Source organism: Devosia subaequoris (assembly GCF_014197055.1).
Classification (GTDB): Bacteria; Pseudomonadota; Alphaproteobacteria; order Rhizobiales; family Devosiaceae; genus Devosia; species Devosia subaequoris.
Window position 1 is genome coordinate 245,135 of the sequence record NZ_JACIEW010000003.1, and the last position, 17,950, is coordinate 263,084.

Sequence of the window (17,950 nt, forward strand, 5' to 3'; positions counted from 1 at the left end):
CTAGTCCTGTTTGCTGGTGCCTTGTTCGGCCAGGCGAGCGCGGTAGCGGTCCTGGCTGCGCGAGAGGTGATCTCGCATGGCCTCGCGCGCGCCATCGGCATCGCGGGCGGAGATCGCATTGAGAATGCGCTTGTGCTCTTCGTGCAGGCCAACCTGATATTCATAAGTCAGCACGCTCTCGGTGCCCCAGGGCGAGGCCACGTCACATGGGATGGTGCGGCTGCCCAGAGCATCGAGCACTTCGAGATAGAAAGGATTGTTGGTCGCCGCAGCGATGGCACGATGGAACGCAAAATCCGTCTTGCCGGTGGGATTGCCTTCGTCTAGCAGCCGGCCGAATTCGTTCCAGGCCTCCTGGATAGCGGCCACCTGGCTCGTGCTGTGGCGGTGCGCGGCAAGCCCCGCGCTTTCAATCTCGATGCCCATTCGCACTTCGAGCACGTTGAGCGCGACCGAAATCTTATTGGAACGCTCACCAGCGATGGCCCTGAAAGCCGAGCTGGCGTGCGCCATGACAAACACACCGGCCCCCTGGCGCGGCTGCACCATGCCGTCGGCGGCCAAGGCAGCGATGGCCTCGCGCACCACGGTTCGGCTGACCCCGAAATGCGTGGTCAGCTGGCTTTCCGTAGGCAGCTTTTCGCCGGGCCCGAATTCCCCGGCCCCAATGCGCTTGCGCAACGCATCGACCACTATTTGGGCAAGCTTGGGCTTCCGGGCAGGGGCCGGCATGTCGATCATAGCCATCAGATCACCGGAACAGGCTGGGCAGCCACAAGGACAGCGCCGGAATATAGGTCACGAGGCCCAACACAATGATGCCGGCAATGTAGAACGGCCAGACGCTACGCATCGCGGCCCAGATCGAAATCTTGCCCACAGCCGCTGCTACGAACTGCACCGGCCCCAAGGGGGGCGTGTTGAGGCCGATCCCGAGGTTGAGGATCATGATGACGCCGAAATGCACCGGGTCGACACCGAAGCTGGAGACCATGGGCAGGAAGATCGGCGTGGTGATGATGATCAACGGCCCCATATCCATGAAGGTGCCGAGCAGCAGCAACAGCACATTGATCAGCAGCAACACCATCAGCGGGTCGCTGGTCAGTTGCCCCACCATTTCGGTGAGAATGGGCGCCACCCGCAGATAGGCCATCAGCCAGCCGAATGACGCCGCGGCGCCAATGATGAACAGCACCATGGCCGTGGTGCGTACCGCGCCGGTGACACAGTGCACGAAGGTCGACCAACTCATGGTGCGATAGACCAGAAGCGTCACGAGGAAGGCGTAGATCACCGCGATGCAGGAGCTCTCCGTGGCAGTGAAAATGCCCGAGCGCACGCCGCCAAAGATGATGGCGATGAGCAACAGACCCGGAATGGAAATCAGGAAATATTGCAGCGCCTTGGCAAAGCCCGGGAACGGCTCGGTGGGATAACCGCGCCGGCGCGCCACCACATAGGCAGTGAACATCAGCGCCAGAGCCAGCATCAGGCCCGGAATGATCCCGGCGGTAAACAGATCAGCAATCGATATGCGACCGCCGCCGGAAAGCGAATAGATGATCATGTTGTGGCTGGGCGGCAGCAGGAGCGCGATCAGCGCCGCCATCGACGTAACGTTGACCGCATAGTCGGCGCCGTAGCCGCGCGCCTTCATCTGCGGGATCATGATGCCACCGACAGCAGCGGCCTCCGCCACGGCCGAACCGGAAATCCCGCCGAACAGGGTGGAGGCCACGACATTGACCTGCCCCAGCCCGCCCCGGATATGGCCGACCACGGCCCCGGCAAAGGCAATGATCCGCGCGGCAATGCCGCCCCGCATCATCAGGTCACCGGCAAAGATGAAGAACGGAATAGCCAGCAGGGTGAAGGGCGAAACGCCCGAATTGAGTTGCTGAAACACCACGACCGGCGGTCGGCCGAGATAAACGATGGTGGCAAAGCTGGCGATACCCAGGGAAAAGGCAATGGGCGTACCGACCACCATAAGCAGGCCGAAGGTGCCGAAGAGAATCCAGTATTCCATTATTTTTAGGCCTCGCTGACGGCCGCGTCGGTGGTCTCGGCGTCAACCGGTTCACCGGCGAGCCGCAATGCCATGCGTTCGAGCACGAACAGGCAGATCAGAACACCGGACACCACGATGGGAAGATAGGTGAAGGTTTGCGGCAGGCCGAGCACCGGAATGCGCACGCTCCAGCCGCGAATGGCCAGCTCCAGTCCATACCAGACCATCCCGAAGGCAAAGGCGAAGATGGCAATATCGCTGAAACTGCGCAGCCAGGGCTTGGCGCTGTCGGGCAAGGCATAGAGCAGCACGTCAAAGCCCATATGGAACTTTTCACGCACACCTACGGCAGCGCCGAGGAATATGAACCAGCTCATGATCATGATCGACGCCCCTTCGGTCCAGGGCGGCGACGCATTGACCACGTAGCGCATGTAGACCTGATAGGCGACCAGCACTGTCATGGCGACTAGACCCGTACCGGCCAACCATAGGGCCAGCTTGGATATGAGGCCAAAAAACCGGCTTGTTGCGAGGAGCCCGTTTTTCATCGGCTCAGTCTCCCAAATCAAAGAGCCGGGCCGACCGGAAAGCCGGCCCGACGGGGATTTTTTAGCCTTCGGTCGCTTGGATGCGGGCGACAAGATCCTGCAGTTCAGGATCGGTGACATACTTGTCATAGACCGGCTTCATCGCATCGATGAACGGGGCCTTGTCGACCTCATTGATGGTGACGCCAATGGCTTCCACGGCTGCCTTGGATTCTATTTCCTTTTCGGCCCAGAGCTCGCGCTGATAGGCAACGGATTCCTTGGCGGCTTCGCGCATTGCCTGCTGGACATCTTCACTAAGACCATCCCAGACGATCTTCGAGACCACCAGCACCTCGGGCACCATCAGGTGTTCGTCGAGCGAGTAGAACTGCGCCACTTCGGCATGGCCGGCGGTGTCGTAGCTGGGGTAGTTGTTCTCAGCGCCGTCAATAACACCGGTCTGAATGCTGGAATACACCTCGCCATAGGGCATCGGGGTAGCATTGCCGCCCAGTGCACCCACCATGTCCACAAAGATGTCCGAACCCATCACGCGGAACTTCAGACCTTCCATGTCGGCCGGCGAGTTGATCGGCTTGACACTATTGTAGAACGAGCGCGCGCCCCCATCGTAATAAGCCAGCGCGACGACATCCACCTCCTCGAACGCCGCCAGGATTTCTTCACCGATCGGACCGTCCAGCACATTGTGGAAATGCTCGGCGGAACGGAAAATGAAGGGCAACTGGGTCACGGTCGCCTTGGGCACTTGTGTGCCGAACGCGCCGATCGAAATGCGGTTAAGATCGATCACGCCGAACTGGGTCTGCTCGATCGTATCGGCTTCCTGGCCAAGCTGGGCCGAATGGAAAACCTCCACCGAATAGGCGCCATCGGTCTTTTCGCTCAGCAATTCGCCGAAGCGCTTGACCGCCTCGACGGTCGGATAGCCGTCCGGATGGGTATCGGATGAACGCAGCACCGTCTGGGCGCTCGCAGCCGAAACCATAAGCGTGGATGCGACGACGGCAGCAGCCGCCATCCTTGGCAGATGAAACATGGTTGTCCTCCCAATGTGTCTCAAAGGCCGGGCATTTTTGTCCCTCCCGGCCACAACGGCAGATTGTCTGCCGCCGGCTCGTCGCATCATCTTGTCGATCGGCGAGCCTTGTGCAAACTGGTATGGAAGTTAGAAGAACAAGTCAACATACGAAAATTCGTATGTTGTATGACGACTCTGTCGGAAGCCAGCAGCTCCCTGAAATTAAAAGAAAACCCCGAGCAACTGCCCGGGGATTCTGTGAATTTCGGCTGTAATCAGTGTCCGTCAGATATGAATTGCGCCGTCGCCAAGCGACAGCGCCGCCTCGCGAATGGCTTCGCTCAGGGTCGGATGGGCATGAGTTGTCCTGGCCAGATCTTCCGACGCGCCGGAGAATTCCATCAACGTCACCAACTCGTGGATCATTTCGCCGGCATTCTTACCCACGATGTGGGCGCCCAGCACGCGATCGGTCTCCACATCAGCGAGGATCTTGACGAAGCCTTGCGTGGCCAGCATGGCCTTGGCACGGCCATTGGCGGTGAAGGGGAACTTGCCGATCTTGTACTCAACGCCATCGGCCTTGAGTTCGTCCTCGGTCTTGCCGACGGAGGCCACTTCGGGATTGGTGTAAACGACGGCCGGAATGGCGGCATAATTTACATGGCCGGCCTGCCCGCCGAGGATTTCGGCAACAGCAATGCCTTCGTCCTCGGCCTTGTGCGCCAGCATCGGACCGGCAATCACATCACCAATGGCATAGATGCCATCGACCGAGCTCTTGTAATGCCCGTCGACCCGCACCCGGCCGCGCTCGTCCAGTGCCACACCAGCCAGATCGAGACCCAACCCTTCGGTATGCGGTTTGCGGCCAATGGCCACTAGCGCGACATCGGCATCGATCTCCTCGGCCTCTCCGCCCTTGGCCGCTTCCACCTTGAGCTTAAGCGAACCGTCTTCCTGCTTATCGACGCCGGCAACCTTGCTCGAGAGCTTGAATTCCATGCCCTGCTTTTGCAGCATGCGCTGGAACTGGCGGGCCACTTCGCTATCCATGCCGGGCAGGATGCGATCAAGATATTCGACCACGGTGACCTGGGCGCCCAGGCGCATCCAGACCGAACCAAGCTCCAGCCCGATGACGCCGGCGCCGATCACGACCATCTTGTTAGGCACCTGTTCCAGGGTCAGCGCACCAGTCGAGGTGACGATCTGCTTTTCGTCGATCTCGATGCCCGGCAGATTGGCCGAAACCGAACCAGTGGCAATAACAATGTTCTTTGTGACGATCTCGGTCTGCCCGCCGGTCTGCGGCGTCACCAGTACCTTGCCGGCGGACGGAATCGAACCGATGCCGCGGAACACAGTGATCTTGTTCTTCTTGAACAGGTAATCGACGCCGCCAACATTGGAGGCCACGGTTTCGCTCTTGTGGGTGAGCATCTGCTTGAGATTGAGCTGGGGCGCAGGAATGTCGATGCCCAGCGCCTTGAAGCCGTGCCCGGCCTCTTCAAACAGTTCCGAAGCATGCAGCAGCGCCTTGGACGGAATGCAGCCAATATTGAGGCAGGTGCCGCCAAGGGTCGCCCATTTCTCCACCACGGCTACCTTCATGCCGAGCTGCGCCGCGCGGATCGCGCAGACATAGCCGCCCGGGCCCGAGCCGATGATGGTAAGGTCGAATTGGTCTGCCATTGTCCTAAAGCCTCAGATGTTGGTCAGCGCTGCTGAGCCAGTGCAACACGCACCGCCAGCGCCAGGAATGTAATGCCGGTTACGCGATTAAACCACCGGCCAAAACGGAAAAACGACTGCCGCACCGCAGGGGTCGTAAAGAAAACCGAGACCAGTGCGAACCAGGCAAAAAGCATGAGGGCCATGCTGCCCACATAAATCGCCTTCACCTGCCCGCTCGTATGCATTGAAACCAGCGTGGTGAACAGCGCCAGGAAGAACAGCACGGCCTTGGGGTTGAGCAGATTGGTGAAAAAGCCCAGCGCAAACGCGGCCATATCGCCCTTGCGGGCCGCGCCCTGCTCGGACATTTCGGGCGGCTGCGGCGGCGCACTGCGCAGCGCCGAAATCGCCAGCCAGACCAGATAGGCGGCCCCGATCCATTTGAGAATATTGAACAGCAGCAGCGACTGCCCCACGATCACGCCGACGCCGAGCAGAGTGTAGCTGCCATGCACGAGGATCGAGGTGGCAATGCCGGCGGAGGTGAACAGCGCCTCGCGCCGCCCGTGCACCACCGCCTGGCGTAGCACCATGGCGAAATCGGCGCCTGGAATAAGCGCACTGATACCGAAGGCGAGCATCAAGCTCAAAAATTCGAACCAGGGGAAATCCATCAGTCGCCACCGCCGCGAGACATCGGCTAACGGTTACACCAGCAGACTGCGCCCGGCAACGCGCGCCATGTGATTGCCCCCTGCCCGATAGGCAGGGGCGCACAAACTAGACGGCAACACCCGCGAACAGCATGAGCAACCCGATCAGCGAAACCATCCAGAACGACGAGCGCATCAGCGGCACATCGATGAAATAGGCAGGCAGATAGGCCCAACGCGCCCAGAACCAGATCTGTGCTCCCCATTGTGTGAGGCTGTCGGACCGGCCGGAGATTTCAGTCGCCACCGCAAGGGCAATGAAAATGCCATAGGTCTCGAGAAAATTGCGCAGACACCGGTTGCCCCGCGCCGCCCATTTGTTCGGCGGGCGCTCATTATCCCGCTGCGTGCCGGCGTGAACGATCCCATAATCCAGGCGATACGCCGCCGATTGGACGGCAAGATAGGCGAACGCCAGCCCGGCGCTCCAGATCAGAAGGGTCAGTTCAACGCTCATGCCATGCTCCATGTGCTGTCGAGACCACGGTCAACAGCGCGGCATGGATTACATAATTAAGTCGGTAAGCCAACACCTTAGCTGAGCTTTTCTAGGACGCCGAGATGTCCTGCGCCCGTTTCAGGATACCAGGCAATTGCTGATCGATATCGAGCGCTTCGCTTTCGATCTGTTCGAGAAAGGCGCGACAGAACGTGTCTTTGTCCGCCGCCTGGTTATACGCCGACATGATCTGGCTGCCGCCATAGGTTTCGGCCGCCTTTTGCTGACCCTCGCTGCCGCCACCCAGCCGCTCGATAACCCGGTCCGCCAGATCGAGATAGCCGATATTGCGCAGATACCAATTAGCCGCGGCATCTTCGTAGGCGCTGTCCAGGCCCGTGGTCTCATAACAATGCGTGGTCATCACCTCGACGATCGCCTTCGAGCCATGAAAGGCCATCAGTTCGCCGACCAGTTCCGTGTCGGCGGCGCTCTGCTCCTGCGCCACAGAGGGTGAAGCCATCAGGGCCGCCGCCGCCCAAACCATCAGTCCTGTTCTCAACACCACTTCTCCTGAACGCCTGTTTCGCGCGTCCACGCCCACTGCATATCGGGGCCAAATGCTAACAGAACCTTACTGTGCGCTCTCGCTCCACACACCATTGGGTGAACACGAAAAAGGCCCGCCGAAGCGGGCCCTTCAAACGCACAAATGTGGCAAGTCTTAGAGATCGAGCACCAGACGCTCGGGGGCCTCGAGGCTTTCCTTGACGCGGACGAGGAAAGTTACCGCCTCCTTGCCATCGACAATGCGGTGATCATAGCTCAGCGCCAGATACATCATTGGGCGAACAACCACCTGACCGCCGACCACAACGGGGCGCTCCTGAATCTTGTGCATGCCCAGAATGCCTGACTGCGGGGCATTGAGGATCGGGGTCGACATCAGCGAGCCATAAACACCGCCATTCGAGATGGTGAAGGTGCCGCCCTGCATGTCGGCCATGGACAGTTGGCCGTCGCGGGCCTTCCTGCCCAAATTGCCGATTTCCTTCTCGATCTCGGCAATGCTCATCTGGTCGGCATTGCGCACCACCGGCACGACAAGACCCTTGTCGGTACCCACGGCGACGCCGATATGGGCGTACTGCTTGTAGATCAGGTCATCGCCATCGATCTCGGCATTGACCGCCGGGATTTCCTTGAGCGCATGCACCACGGCCTTGGTAAAGAAGCCCATGAAGCCGAGCTTGACGCCATGCTTCTTCTCGAACAGCTCCTTGTACTGGCTGCGCAGGTCCATCACCGGCTTCATGTCCACCTCGTTAAAGGTAGTCAGCATGGCAGCGGTGTTCTGCGCGTCCTTGAGGCGCCGTGCAATGGTTTGGCGCAGACGGGTCATCTTGACTCGTTCTTCGCGCTCGGCATCGTCGGCAGCGACCGGTGCACGCGGCGCGGCTGGCGCCTTGGCTTCGGCAGGTGCCTTGGCTTCGGCCGGGGCGGCAGCCGGCTTTGCAAGGGCAGACAACACGTCTTCCTTGAGCACCTGGCCCGACTTTCCCGAACCAGAAATCTTGTCGGCATCCAGGCCCTTTTCGTTGATCATCTTCTGGGCCGAAGGGGCGGGCGCGCGATCAGTGGCCGTCCGTGTCTGGGGTATCGGCTCCGGATTGACGTTGACCGGATTTTCGGCGGAGGGCTCAGGAGCTGAGTTCGAATCCTGGCTCGAAGGCGCGACCGCCGCTTCCCCGGAGCCGGCACCGATTGCGCCAAGCAAGGCACCGACATCGACGGTATCGCCGGGTTCGGCAGCGATGGCTTCGAGCACACCGGCGGCGGGCGCCGGCACCTCGATGGTCACCTTGTCGGTTTCCAGTTCAACGATGGGCTCGTCAGCAGCGATGCTGTCGCCCACTTTCTTGAACCACTGGCCGATAGTGGCTTCGGTAACGCTTTCACCCAGGGTCGGGACGCGGATTTCTGTCGACATTGAGAGTTGTCCTTCTAGATCGGGTTACTGCGCGAACGCGTCGTCAAGGAATGCCTGAAGCTGAGCCAGATGCGTGCGCATCAGACCCGTAGCCGGGGAAGCAGCGGCCGGACGGCCGACATAGCGCACGCGCTCGCCACCCCGACCCATCTGGTCGAACACCCACTCGACATAGGGCTGGATGAACGCCCAGGCCCCCATATTGCGTGGCTCTTCCTGGCACCAGACTACATCCGCATTGGGGAATCGGCCCAGTTCATCCAGCACGGCCTTGGCCGGGAACGGATAGAGCTGTTCGACACGCAGCAGATAGACATCGTTGATGCCCTTCTTTTCGCGGTCTTCGAGCAGGTCGTAATAGACCTTGCCCGTGCACAGCACGACGCGGCGTATCTTGTCGTCTGCGGCGAGCTTGATCGTGGTCTTGGGCGCGCCGGGTGCCTCCGCATCGTCCCAGAGCAGGCGATGGAAGCATGAATCCTGGCCCATCTCGGCCAGGCCGGATACGGCGCGCTTGTGACGCAGCAGGCTCTTGGGTGTCATCAGGATCAGCGGCTTGCGGAAGTCACGCTTGAGCTGACGGCGCAGCACATGGAAGTAATTGGCCGGCGTGGTGCAGTTGGCCACCTGCATATTGTCTTCGGCGCAAAGCTGCAGGAAGCGCTCGGGGCGCGCCGAAGAGTGTTCGGGGCCCTGCCCTTCGTACCCGTGGGGCAGAAGCATAACGAGACCCGACATGCGGAACCACTTGCGCTCGCCCGAGGAGATGAACTGGTCGATCACGACCTGCGCACCATTCACAAAATCGCCGAACTGGGCCTCCCACAGGGTCAGGGCCTTGGGCTCTGCCAGCGAGTAGCCATATTCAAAGCCCAGCACCGCTTCTTCCGAGAGCATCGAATTGATGACTTCATAGCGGGCCTGTTCGGGGTCCAGATTATTGATCGGCGTATAGGTCTTGTTCTCGACCTGCTGGTCGTTGAGCACCGAATGGCGCTGGCTGAATGTGCCCCGTTCCACATCCTGGCCGGAAAGGCGCACCGGATGCCCCTCGGACACCAGCGTACCGAAGGCCAGGGCCTCCGCCGTCGCCCAGTCGATACCCTCGCCGCTTTCAATCGCCTTGAGACGGTTGTCCATGAAGCGCTTCACCGTCTTGTGGACGTTGAAGTCTTCGGGGACCTGGGCGAGTTTGGTGCCGATCTCGACCAATTTGTCGAGGTCAACGCCGGTTTGGCCGCGGCGCGGCCCTTCATCTTCAGCCGGCTTGAAGCTCTTCCACTGGCCATCGAGCCAGTCCGCCTTGTTGGGGCGATAGTCCTGGCCGGATTCAAATTCGGCTTCCAGCGTCGCCCGCCAATCGGCCTTGATCTTGTCGACCTCCTCCTCGGTAATCAGACCTTCGCCGATGAGCTTTTCCGTATACAGCTCGAGCGTGGTCTTGTGACCGCGGATCTTGGCGTACATGGTCGGCTGGGTGAAGCTGGGCTCGTCGCCTTCATTGTGACCGAAACGGCGATAGCAGAACATGTCGATGACGACAGGACGGCCGAATTTCTGGCGATATTCGACAGCCACCTTGGCCGCAAAAACCACTGCTTCGGGATCATCGCCATTCACATGCAGCACCGGCGCCTCGATCATCTTGGCGACGTCGGTCGGATAAGGCGAGGAGCGCGAATACATCGGGCTCGTGGTGAAGCCGATCTGGTTATTGATCACGAAGTGGATCGAACCACCGGTGCGGTGTCCCTTGAGGCCCGAAAGCCCCAGACACTCGGCGATCACACCTTGGCCGGCAAACGCTGCATCGCCATGGATCAGCAATGGCAGCACCATGGAACGGTCAGGCTTGCCGTCGGTGGCGATGTTCACCAGTTTGCCGTCTGGGGCGATGTGCTGATCCTGCTTGGCGCGGGACTTACCAAGTACTACCGGATCAACGATTTCCAGGTGAGAGGGGTTGGCCGTCAGCGACAAGTGCACCCGGTTACCATCGAAATCGCGGTCCGATGATGCACCCAGATGGTACTTCACGTCGCCCGAACCCTCGACATCGTCGGGGTAGAAGGCGCCGCCCTTGAATTCGTGGAACAGCGCACGATGCGGCTTCTGCATCACCTGGGTGAGCACGTTGAGGCGACCGCGGTGGGCCATGCCCAGGACGATATCCTTGATGCCCAGCGCGCCGCCGCGCTTGATGATCTGTTCGAGCGCCGGAATGGTGGCTTCACCGCCATCAAGGCCGAAACGCTTGGTGCCAGTATATTTGACATCGATGAACTTTTCGAAGCCCTCGGCCTCGACCAGCTTGCTCAGGATCGCCTTCTTACCCTCGGGCGTGAAGGTGATTTCCTTGTCCGGCCCCTCGATGCGCTCCTGGATCCACTGCTTGGCTTCAGGGTCGGAGATATGCATGAACTCGATGCCCAGCGTACCGCAATAGGTCCGCTTGAGAACAGCGAGCATCTCGGGGATGGTGGCGTATTCGAGGCCCAGATAGTTGTCGATGAAGATCTTGCGATCATTGTCGGCATCGGTGAAGCCGTAGCTCTTTGGATCGAGTTCGGGCGCCGGCTCGTCAGTCTTGAGCTTGAGCGGGTCGAGATCGGCGTGCAGATGGCCGCGCATGCGATAGGCACGGATCATCATGATGGCGCGGATCGAATCGCGCGTCGCCTGCAGCACATCGGTGGCGCTCGGCGCCGGTTTACCTTCGGCAGCGGCCTTCTTGGAGACGGCCTTCTCAACCTTGAGTGCGGCCTGACCCCAATCGCCATCCAGGGCGCTGACCAGTTCGCCGCTTTCGGCTGGCGGCCAGTCCTTGCGGCCCCAGCTCGGACCGTCCGCACTCTTCTGCGCTTCAGCCTGGCTGTCGTCGAGCCGGGAGAAGAAGCTCGACCAGGTCGGATCGACGCTGGAAGGATCGGTTTTGAAGCGGGAATAAAGTTGTTCGATGTAGTCGGCGTTCCCCCCATAGAGGAACGAGGTCAGCAAGAACGTGTCGTTCTTTTCCTGTCGTGTCATCGCTTTTGTCGCAAGGCCTTGCGCCCTGCCATCCTTCTCAACGAACCGGCCTGGAGTATCCAATCCGGTGTCAATGCGGTCATCCATAAAGTGGGCCGAATATTGACCGCGTTTCCTTTGTATCTTGTTAAGTCTAGCGGCGCCTCGCAAGGCGCCACGGCTCACTCATCCGTGTACTAAACACATTGTGGTCCGGCCTAGCACCGAACCGTGACCGAAGCGCGACCGACATTGGTCGCACATGTCTCGACACTCCCGCCTTACCTCCCCTGGTAAGAGGAGGTAAGGCGGGCCATTTCCTTAACCTTTGAGCACTTCCGCAAGCGTGGCGCCGATGCGGGCCGGCGAAGCTGACACCTTGATCCCGGCCGCTTCCATTGCCGCGATCTTTTCTTCCGCGCCGCCCTTGCCGCCAGAGATCACGGCGCCAGCATGGCCCATGGTGCGGCCAGGAGGCGCGGTGCGCCCCGCGATGAAACCAGCCATCGGCTTCTTGCGGCCCTTCTTGGCCTCGTCGATCAGGAACTGGGCGGCTTCCTCCTCGGCCGAACCGCCGATTTCACCGATCATGATGATGGATTTGGTGGCTTCGTCGGCCAGGAACATCTCGAGCATATCGATGAATTCGGTGCCCTTGACCGGATCGCCGCCGATACCCACAGCTGTAGTCTGACCCAGGCCCTCATTGGTGGTCTGGAATACGGCTTCATAGGTGAGCGTGCCCGAACGCGAGACGATGCCCACCGAGCCCTTGGAGAAGATCGAGCCGGGCATGATGCCGATCTTGCACTCTTCCGGGGTCAGCACGCCGGGGCAGTTCGGCCCGATCAGGCGCGACTTGGACTTTTCCAGCTTCGCTTTGACGCGGACCATGTCCATCACCGGCACGCCCTCGGTGATGCAGATGATCAGTTCGATCTCGGCATCAATGGCTTCCTCGATGGCAGCGGCAGCGCCGGCGGGCGGAACATAGACGACCGAGGCATTGGCGCCGGTCTTCTCCTTGCCCTCGGCAACCGAGGCAAAGATCGGCAGTTCGGTGCCGTCGACACCCGAAGACCAGACTTCGCCGCCCTTCTTGGGATGGGTGCCACCCACCATCTGGGTGCCGTAATAGGCCAGGGCCTGCTCGGTATGGAAGGTACCGGTCTTGCCGGTCAGGCCCTGCACTAGAACCTTGGTGTCTTTGTTGACGAGAATGGACATCTGTTTCTCTTCCGTCTTTCGGCGCCAGGCGCCAATTCATGCCCGCAAATCCGGGGCGGTTTACTGTTCCCGCGTGGCGGTGTTTGGCGTCAGGATGGTGAGCTGGGTAACGAAGCCCGCAGCGTCCCAATGGGTAATAAGCAGGCTGTCGAGGGTGCCGGTGCCAATGAGACTTGCGTAGGTGCCGCCATTTTCATTGGTCACATCACCCTTATAGCCATCGAGCGCGGCAAGCGCCTCGATAGCGCTTTCGCCCTGCCCTTTGGGCTCGACAATATCGATGCGGCAATAGCCCAACGTGCGGTCCGGGTAGCTTTCGACCAGCGCGAACATGTCGCCCCAGCCGATCCCCGGAACCTCGCGCCCTGCCGAATAGGAGCGGACAAACGGGCTCTCCGATTCATCCTCATATGCGTCCCAGCCGGCACCGATGGCTGTTTCCAGGGCAAGCACGTCACCCTCGGCGAAAGCCTCACACATCTCCAGCGCCGCCACGGCCTCTTGGGCCGGTGACGACTTGGTCTTGCCCTGCACCAGTGTTGGCTGAGCCGCCAACCCCAGTGCCAGGACGAGTGCGAGGCCTGTGCGCATCGGCTTAGCCCTGCACCGCCTTGACGATCTTCTGAGCCGCATCGTCCAGGTCATCAGCGGAAATGACATTGAGACCGGACTGGTCGAGGATTTCCTTGCCTTCCTTGACGCGGGTTCCTTCCAGGCGAACCACCAACGGCACTTCCAGACCAACTTCCTTGACCGCGGCGATCACGCCTTCGGCGATGACGTCGCAACGCATGATGCCGCCAAAGATGTTGACCAGAATGCCCTTCACCGCCGGGTCGGCCGTGATGATCTTGAAGGCCGCCGTCACTTTCTCCTTGGAGGCACCGCCACCAACGTCGAGGAAATTGGCCGGCTCGGCGCCATAGAGCTTGATGATGTCCATGGTGGACATGGCCAGGCCCGCCCCATTGACCATGCAGCCGATATTGCCGTCGAGCGCCACATAGGCGAGATCATATTTGGACGCCTCGATTTCCTTGGCGTCTTCTTCGGTCAGGTCGCGCAGCGGCTTGAGCTCCTCGTGGCGGAACCCGGCATTGCCATCGAAGCTGACCTTGGCGTCGAGAACGCGCAGGTGGCCATCAGTCATCACGATCAGCGGATTCACCTCAAGAAGGCTCATGTCCTTCTCGGTGAACGCCTTGTAGAGGATCGGGAACAGGCTCTTGCCGTCCTCGGCAGCGGCGCCGTCCAGTTCGAGCGCCGCATTGATCTTGGCAACATCGTCAGCCGTCACGCCGGCCACCGGATCGATGGCGACGGTGATGATTTTCTCAGGCGTGTGCTCGGCCACGGCCTCGATGTCCATGCCACCTTCGGTGGAGACAACGAAGCTGACACGGGAGGAGGCGCGATCGACCAGCAGCGAGCAATAGAGCTCACGGGCGATATCGGCGCCATCTTCGATATAGAGGCGGTTGACCTGCTTGCCGGCATCGCCAGTCTGCTTGGTCACCAGCGTGTTGCCCAGCATCTCCTTGGCGTTGGCAATGACGTCTTCGACCGACTTGGCCAGGCGCACGCCGCCCTTGGCATCGGGTCCGAGTTCCTTGAACTTGCCCTTGCCGCGCCCACCGGCATGGATCTGGCTCTTGACCACATAGAGCGGGCCGGGCAGCGACTTGGCAGCAGCTTCGGCTTCGTCTGCCGAGAAGATGGCAACGCCCGAAGCAACCGGCGCGCCATACTCTTTCAGCAGCGCCTTGGCCTGATGTTCATGGATATTCATTCTTTTCCCCTTGGGTGGGCAGACAATGTTCCGACATTTCTGGAGCCGGAAAGCCAAAAGCCGCTGGCGGGGCCAGCGGCTTGAAGTGTTACGCCAGCTTCGGCGCGATCTTTTGACAGGCCTCGATCAGGCCTTCAACGGCCCCGACTGACTTGTCGAAGGCTTTTTGCTCGGCGGAGTTCAAGGCGATTTCGACAACCTTTTCCGCGCCACCAGCGCCGATGACGACCGGCACACCCACATAGGTGCCCTTGACGCCATATTCGCCATTGAGCTGCACCGCACAGGGCAATACGCGCTTCTTGTCCTTGAGGTAGCTCTCGGCCATGGCAATCGCGGAGGCGGCCGGCGCATAGAAGGCCGAACCGGTCTTCAAGAGCCCCACGATCTCGGCGCCGCCATCCCGGGTGCGCTGGATGATTTCGTCGAGCTTTTCCTTGCTCATCCAACCCATCTTGACGATGTCGGTGAGCGGAATACCGGCAACGGTGGAATAACGGGGCAGCGGCACCATGGTGTCGCCATGGCCGCCCAGCACGAAGGCGTTGACGTCTTCGATGGAGACGCCCAGTTCATCGGCGATGAAGTGGCAGAAGCGCGAGCTGTCGAGCACGCCGGCCATGCCGATCACCTTGTTGGCGGGCAGGCCGGAGAACTTCTGCAGCGCCCAGACCATGGCGTCGAGCGGGTTGGTGATGCAGATGACGAGGGCATCGGATGCATATTTGGAAATGCCCGCGCCCACCTGCTCCATCACCTTGAGGTTGATTTCGAGCAGATCGTCGCGGCTCATGCCGGGCTTGCGCGGCACGCCGGCGGTGACGATCACCACATCGGCGCCTTCAATGTCCTTGTATTCGGACGTGCCCTTCATCTTGACGTCGAAGGACTGGGTAACCGCCGACTGGGCGATGTCGAGCGCCTTGCCCGGGCCGACGCCGTCGACCACGTCGAACAGCACCACGTCACCGAGTTCCTTCTGCGCCGACAGCAGGGCCAGCGTCCCGCCAATCTGACCTGCACCGATAAGGGCAATCTTTTTGCGCGCCATAAATCCTCATCCCAGACTGCGTTGAATTGGCGCACGTCTTAACCCTGTCAGGACATACGGGCAAGTGAACCCTTCGTCGTAATCGGGATTTAGCTCATGCTGATGGGCGAAGGGGCAGTGCCGGTTGAGCATTGGTCATACTATTGCGCAGCTTCTGATGGCGCCGCACCCCGCAACCCCTGCCCCAGATAGTCCTCGGATTGCATTTCGGTCAGCCGCGAAAGCGTGCGCTGAAACTCGAAAGCCGTCTTGTCATCCGCGCCCAGCTCTTCGAGCGGCACGGCAAAACTCGCTGCCAGCTTAACACCGCGGTCGTAGAGTGAGTCGATCAGGAGGATGAACCGCTTGGCCGCGTCGGACTTGGTCCGATCCATCTGTGGCACGTCGTCCAGCACAATCGAATCGAACTGGTGGGCAATCCGCACGAAGTCGCGCGTGCCCAATGGCCTCTCGCACAGATCGGCAAACCCGAACCGCGCCGCGCCCATGGCCATCAACGGCACCGGAATTTTCCGACCGATGCTCTCCACCACGCCCGGTTCACCCGGCTCGCCACCGGTGATGCGCAGCCACATCTGGTCCATCGCCGCGTGCACTGCCGGCCCATTGCCGAAGGCATAGACCTGCTGGCCGGCGAACTTCAGCCGCCGGTAATCCTGCGCGCTCGGCAGGCCCGCCACGACGGTCTTTTCCTTCAAAAGCGCGATAAATGGCAGAAAGAGCTGGCGATTGAGCCCATCCTTGTAGAGCCCGTCGGGCATAACATTGGACGTGGCCACCAGCGTCACCCCACCGGCAAACAGCTTTGAGAACAACCGGTCGAGCAACATGGCATTGGCGATGTCGTGCACGTGAAATTCATCCAGGCACAACAGCCGCAGCCCATTCTTGAGGATGGGCTTGACCACTGCCTCGACCGGATCGGCATCCTCGTCCTTGCCCCGCACCGACTTGCGAAAGGTGGCAATGCCGGCATGCACCTCGTCCATGAACTCATGGAAATGCACCCGCCGCTTTTCCCGGAACGGCACCGCAGCAAAAAACAGGTCCATCAACATGGTCTTGCCGCGCCCCACCTCGCCATGCAGATAGAGTCCGCGCACCGCCACAGGCGCCTTTTCGAAGAAACCGAACAGGCGCTTGGGCTTGTGGGCGAGCAGGTCAGCCATCACCCGGTCGAGTTCCCTGGCGGCGTCGATCTGCGCCGGATCGGACGTCAGTGCGCCGCGCGCCACCAGTTCATCATAGGCGGCGCGGACTGGGGACCGGGGTGCGGTTGTGCTCGAAGACATGAGATAATCCGGAGCCCGACCTGGAGTGAACCAAGGGCAGGCAGACCTTGAAGCTGTCTGAAAAAAAGCCGGCCTTTGCAGACCGGCTTCACCAGGATCCTAGCGGGCCATCGAGACGGCCTGGCCGCCACCCATGGTGCCGATATAGCGGCCGCCAGAGGGCGCGAGGAAAGCGGCGATATTGCCGTTTTCATCATAGAGCTGGAGTTGGCTGCCCACCTGCTGCCAGCCGGTCACCGAGGCAATCTGCGGCACGGTGCAGCCGGGCGCCGAGGCGCGATAATAATTGGTGCCGGTCTTGGTGGTGAGGGGGAGGTTGAGGCGGCAGGTCTGCCCGGCCGCAACCACGTTCCAGGCGCCTTCCGGACCGGTAGAAACGCCAGTCGTCATCGGGGTGCCGACCGACACGATCGAGCTATTGGTGCCCGTTGCCGTACCTGCGCTCGTCGCGCTGGCCGTCGTGGTCGTCTGGCCACCCAGCACCGGCTGTCCCGAAAGCCCAGGGGCCGGCGTGCCTGTGGCGCCAATTGCCGGCAAGCTCGACTGCTGCACGGTCGAGTTCTGCACCGGCTGCAATTGCTGGGGTTGCCCCACAACATTGAGATTGGCTGTGTTGGTCCGGCTGGACGGGGAACAAGCCGCCGCCAGAAGGGCAAGGGCCGCAAGGCCGACTACGGATGAAGCGCCGCGCTTCCAATCCTGCATTGATCACTCCTGCCGCAAAGGCTTAATGCACATTAACACTTGTGGCGGCTTATACCCAAAGCCTCCACCCTGTTCAATTGCCCGACCCGCATCGGACCTGTCTCACACCAATGTGGCCGTTTTCGGGGCAATACGCCAGTCATGCGGAGCGGTCCACCATATCCTTGAGCAGATCCTGTGCCAGCATGGTGGCGTCCCGCACTTCATCCTCGGGCACTTCCACTATGAACCCTTCAGGGCCGAAAAGGTTCGGCACGCCGGGCAATCCGCCTTCCCGCGGCTCCAGCGGATGGAAGCCATGCGCCTTGAGCGCCACGATCAGCACACGCGCCATGGATTGATCTTTCACCTGGATGATGGGGGCAAATTTCACGCGTCACGCTCCTTGTCAGGCAAGATCGTGACCGGTGACATCCGTCCCCGCAAGGACTTTCGCGCAAATCACGCAATGTTGGTGCCCTCTGACTTGCCA

17 protein-coding genes are annotated in these 17,950 nt (G+C 60.8%); all 17 read right to left on the reverse strand.

Annotated elements, in window-relative coordinates:
* The 17 genes from GGR20_RS07995 to GGR20_RS08075 all read right to left on the reverse strand — a co-directional run bounded on the left by GGR20_RS07995 (position 1) and on the right by GGR20_RS08075 (position 17,851).
* On the reverse strand, positions 1–747 hold the full coding sequence (locus GGR20_RS07995; RefSeq protein WP_246349490.1) for a FadR/GntR family transcriptional regulator: 747 nt from the start codon (positions 745–747) through the stop codon (positions 1–3).
* Between the two features lie 4 nt (positions 748–751).
* Positions 752–2,032 (reverse strand): TRAP transporter large permease, encoded by a 1,281-nt coding sequence (locus GGR20_RS08000; protein WP_183310726.1) that lies wholly within the window; start codon positions 2,030–2,032, stop codon positions 752–754.
* 5 nt (positions 2,033–2,037) lie between these two features.
* The gene (locus tag GGR20_RS08005; protein ID WP_183310727.1) at positions 2,038–2,565 is read right to left on the reverse strand and encodes a TRAP transporter small permease; all 528 of its coding nucleotides are present in this window, start codon (positions 2,563–2,565) and stop codon (positions 2,038–2,040) included.
* A 61-nt stretch (positions 2,566–2,626) separates the two neighbouring features.
* Positions 2,627–3,607 (reverse strand): TRAP transporter substrate-binding protein, encoded by a 981-nt coding sequence (locus tag GGR20_RS08010; RefSeq protein WP_183310728.1) that lies wholly within the window; start codon positions 3,605–3,607, stop codon positions 2,627–2,629.
* Between the two features lie 267 nt (positions 3,608–3,874).
* Entirely contained in the window at positions 3,875–5,284 is a 1,410-nt protein-coding gene (gene lpdA, locus GGR20_RS08015; protein WP_183310729.1) for a dihydrolipoyl dehydrogenase, read from the reverse strand.
* A 23-nt stretch (positions 5,285–5,307) separates the two neighbouring features.
* A complete protein-coding gene (locus GGR20_RS08020; RefSeq protein WP_183310730.1) occupies positions 5,308–5,940 on the reverse strand; it encodes a LysE family translocator in 633 nt (210 codons plus the stop codon).
* A gap of 106 nt (positions 5,941–6,046) precedes the next feature.
* Positions 6,047–6,436, reverse strand: coding sequence for an MAPEG family protein (locus GGR20_RS08025; protein WP_183310731.1), 390 nt, complete (start codon positions 6,434–6,436; stop codon positions 6,047–6,049).
* Positions 6,437–6,527: 91 nt separating this feature from the next.
* A complete protein-coding gene (locus GGR20_RS08030) occupies positions 6,528–6,980 on the reverse strand; it encodes a hypothetical protein (RefSeq protein WP_183310732.1) in 453 nt (150 codons plus the stop codon).
* 162 nt (positions 6,981–7,142) lie between these two features.
* A complete protein-coding gene (gene odhB, locus GGR20_RS08035; RefSeq protein WP_183310733.1) occupies positions 7,143–8,408 on the reverse strand; it encodes a 2-oxoglutarate dehydrogenase complex dihydrolipoyllysine-residue succinyltransferase in 1,266 nt (421 codons plus the stop codon).
* Positions 8,409–8,432: 24 nt separating this feature from the next.
* Positions 8,433–11,435 (reverse strand): 2-oxoglutarate dehydrogenase E1 component, encoded by a 3,003-nt coding sequence (locus GGR20_RS08040; RefSeq protein WP_183310734.1) that lies wholly within the window; start codon positions 11,433–11,435, stop codon positions 8,433–8,435.
* A gap of 300 nt (positions 11,436–11,735) precedes the next feature.
* Complete coding sequence (sucD, locus tag GGR20_RS08045; RefSeq protein WP_183310735.1) at positions 11,736–12,641, reverse strand: succinate--CoA ligase subunit alpha; 906 nt, start codon at positions 12,639–12,641, stop codon at positions 11,736–11,738.
* 60 nt (positions 12,642–12,701) lie between these two features.
* Positions 12,702–13,232, reverse strand: a complete 531-nt coding sequence (locus GGR20_RS08050) for a hypothetical protein (protein ID WP_183310736.1) — start codon at positions 13,230–13,232, stop codon at positions 12,702–12,704.
* A 4-nt stretch (positions 13,233–13,236) separates the two neighbouring features.
* Entirely contained in the window at positions 13,237–14,430 is a 1,194-nt protein-coding gene (gene sucC / locus GGR20_RS08055; RefSeq protein ID WP_183310737.1) for an ADP-forming succinate--CoA ligase subunit beta, read from the reverse strand.
* A gap of 88 nt (positions 14,431–14,518) precedes the next feature.
* A complete protein-coding gene (mdh, locus tag GGR20_RS08060) occupies positions 14,519–15,481 on the reverse strand; it encodes a malate dehydrogenase (RefSeq protein ID WP_183310738.1) in 963 nt (320 codons plus the stop codon).
* Between the two features lie 140 nt (positions 15,482–15,621).
* Entirely contained in the window at positions 15,622–16,773 is a 1,152-nt protein-coding gene (gene zapE / locus GGR20_RS08065) for a cell division protein ZapE (RefSeq protein ID WP_183310739.1), read from the reverse strand.
* Positions 16,774–16,872: 99 nt separating this feature from the next.
* The gene (locus GGR20_RS08070) at positions 16,873–17,478 is read right to left on the reverse strand and encodes an AprI/Inh family metalloprotease inhibitor (RefSeq protein ID WP_183310740.1); all 606 of its coding nucleotides are present in this window, start codon (positions 17,476–17,478) and stop codon (positions 16,873–16,875) included.
* A gap of 139 nt (positions 17,479–17,617) precedes the next feature.
* Positions 17,618–17,851 (reverse strand): hypothetical protein, encoded by a 234-nt coding sequence (locus tag GGR20_RS08075; protein WP_183310741.1) that lies wholly within the window; start codon positions 17,849–17,851, stop codon positions 17,618–17,620.
* Positions 17,852–17,950 lie beyond the last annotated feature (99 nt).

Excerpts from the sequence above, each read along its gene's own strand:
- GGR20_RS07995 (WP_246349490.1), bottom strand. The coding sequence starts at position 747 with ATGGCTATGATCGACATGCCGGCCCCTGCCCGGAAGCCCAAGCTTGCC.
- GGR20_RS08000 (WP_183310726.1), bottom strand. The coding sequence starts at position 2,032 with ATGGAATACTGGATTCTCTTCGGCACCTTCGGCCTGCTTATGGTGGTC.
- GGR20_RS08005 (WP_183310727.1), bottom strand. The coding sequence starts at position 2,565 with ATGAAAAACGGGCTCCTCGCAACAAGCCGGTTTTTTGGCCTCATATCC.
- GGR20_RS08010 (WP_183310728.1), bottom strand. The coding sequence starts at position 3,607 with ATGTTTCATCTGCCAAGGATGGCGGCTGCTGCCGTCGTCGCATCCACG.
- lpdA (WP_183310729.1), bottom strand. The coding sequence starts at position 5,284 with ATGGCAGACCAATTCGACCTTACCATCATCGGCTCGGGCCCGGGCGGC.
- GGR20_RS08020 (WP_183310730.1), bottom strand. The coding sequence starts at position 5,940 with ATGGATTTCCCCTGGTTCGAATTTTTGAGCTTGATGCTCGCCTTCGGT.
- GGR20_RS08025 (WP_183310731.1), bottom strand. The coding sequence starts at position 6,436 with ATGAGCGTTGAACTGACCCTTCTGATCTGGAGCGCCGGGCTGGCGTTC.
- odhB (WP_183310733.1), bottom strand. The coding sequence starts at position 8,408 with ATGTCGACAGAAATCCGCGTCCCGACCCTGGGTGAAAGCGTTACCGAA.
- GGR20_RS08040 (WP_183310734.1), bottom strand. The coding sequence starts at position 11,435 with ATGACACGACAGGAAAAGAACGACACGTTCTTGCTGACCTCGTTCCTC.
- sucD (WP_183310735.1), bottom strand. The coding sequence starts at position 12,641 with ATGTCCATTCTCGTCAACAAAGACACCAAGGTTCTAGTGCAGGGCCTG.
- GGR20_RS08050 (WP_183310736.1), bottom strand. The coding sequence starts at position 13,232 with ATGCGCACAGGCCTCGCACTCGTCCTGGCACTGGGGTTGGCGGCTCAG.
- sucC (WP_183310737.1), bottom strand. The coding sequence starts at position 14,430 with ATGAATATCCATGAACATCAGGCCAAGGCGCTGCTGAAAGAGTATGGC.
- mdh (WP_183310738.1), bottom strand. The coding sequence starts at position 15,481 with ATGGCGCGCAAAAAGATTGCCCTTATCGGTGCAGGTCAGATTGGCGGG.
- zapE (WP_183310739.1), bottom strand. The coding sequence starts at position 16,773 with ATGTCTTCGAGCACAACCGCACCCCGGTCCCCAGTCCGCGCCGCCTAT.
- GGR20_RS08070 (WP_183310740.1), bottom strand. The coding sequence starts at position 17,478 with ATGCAGGATTGGAAGCGCGGCGCTTCATCCGTAGTCGGCCTTGCGGCC.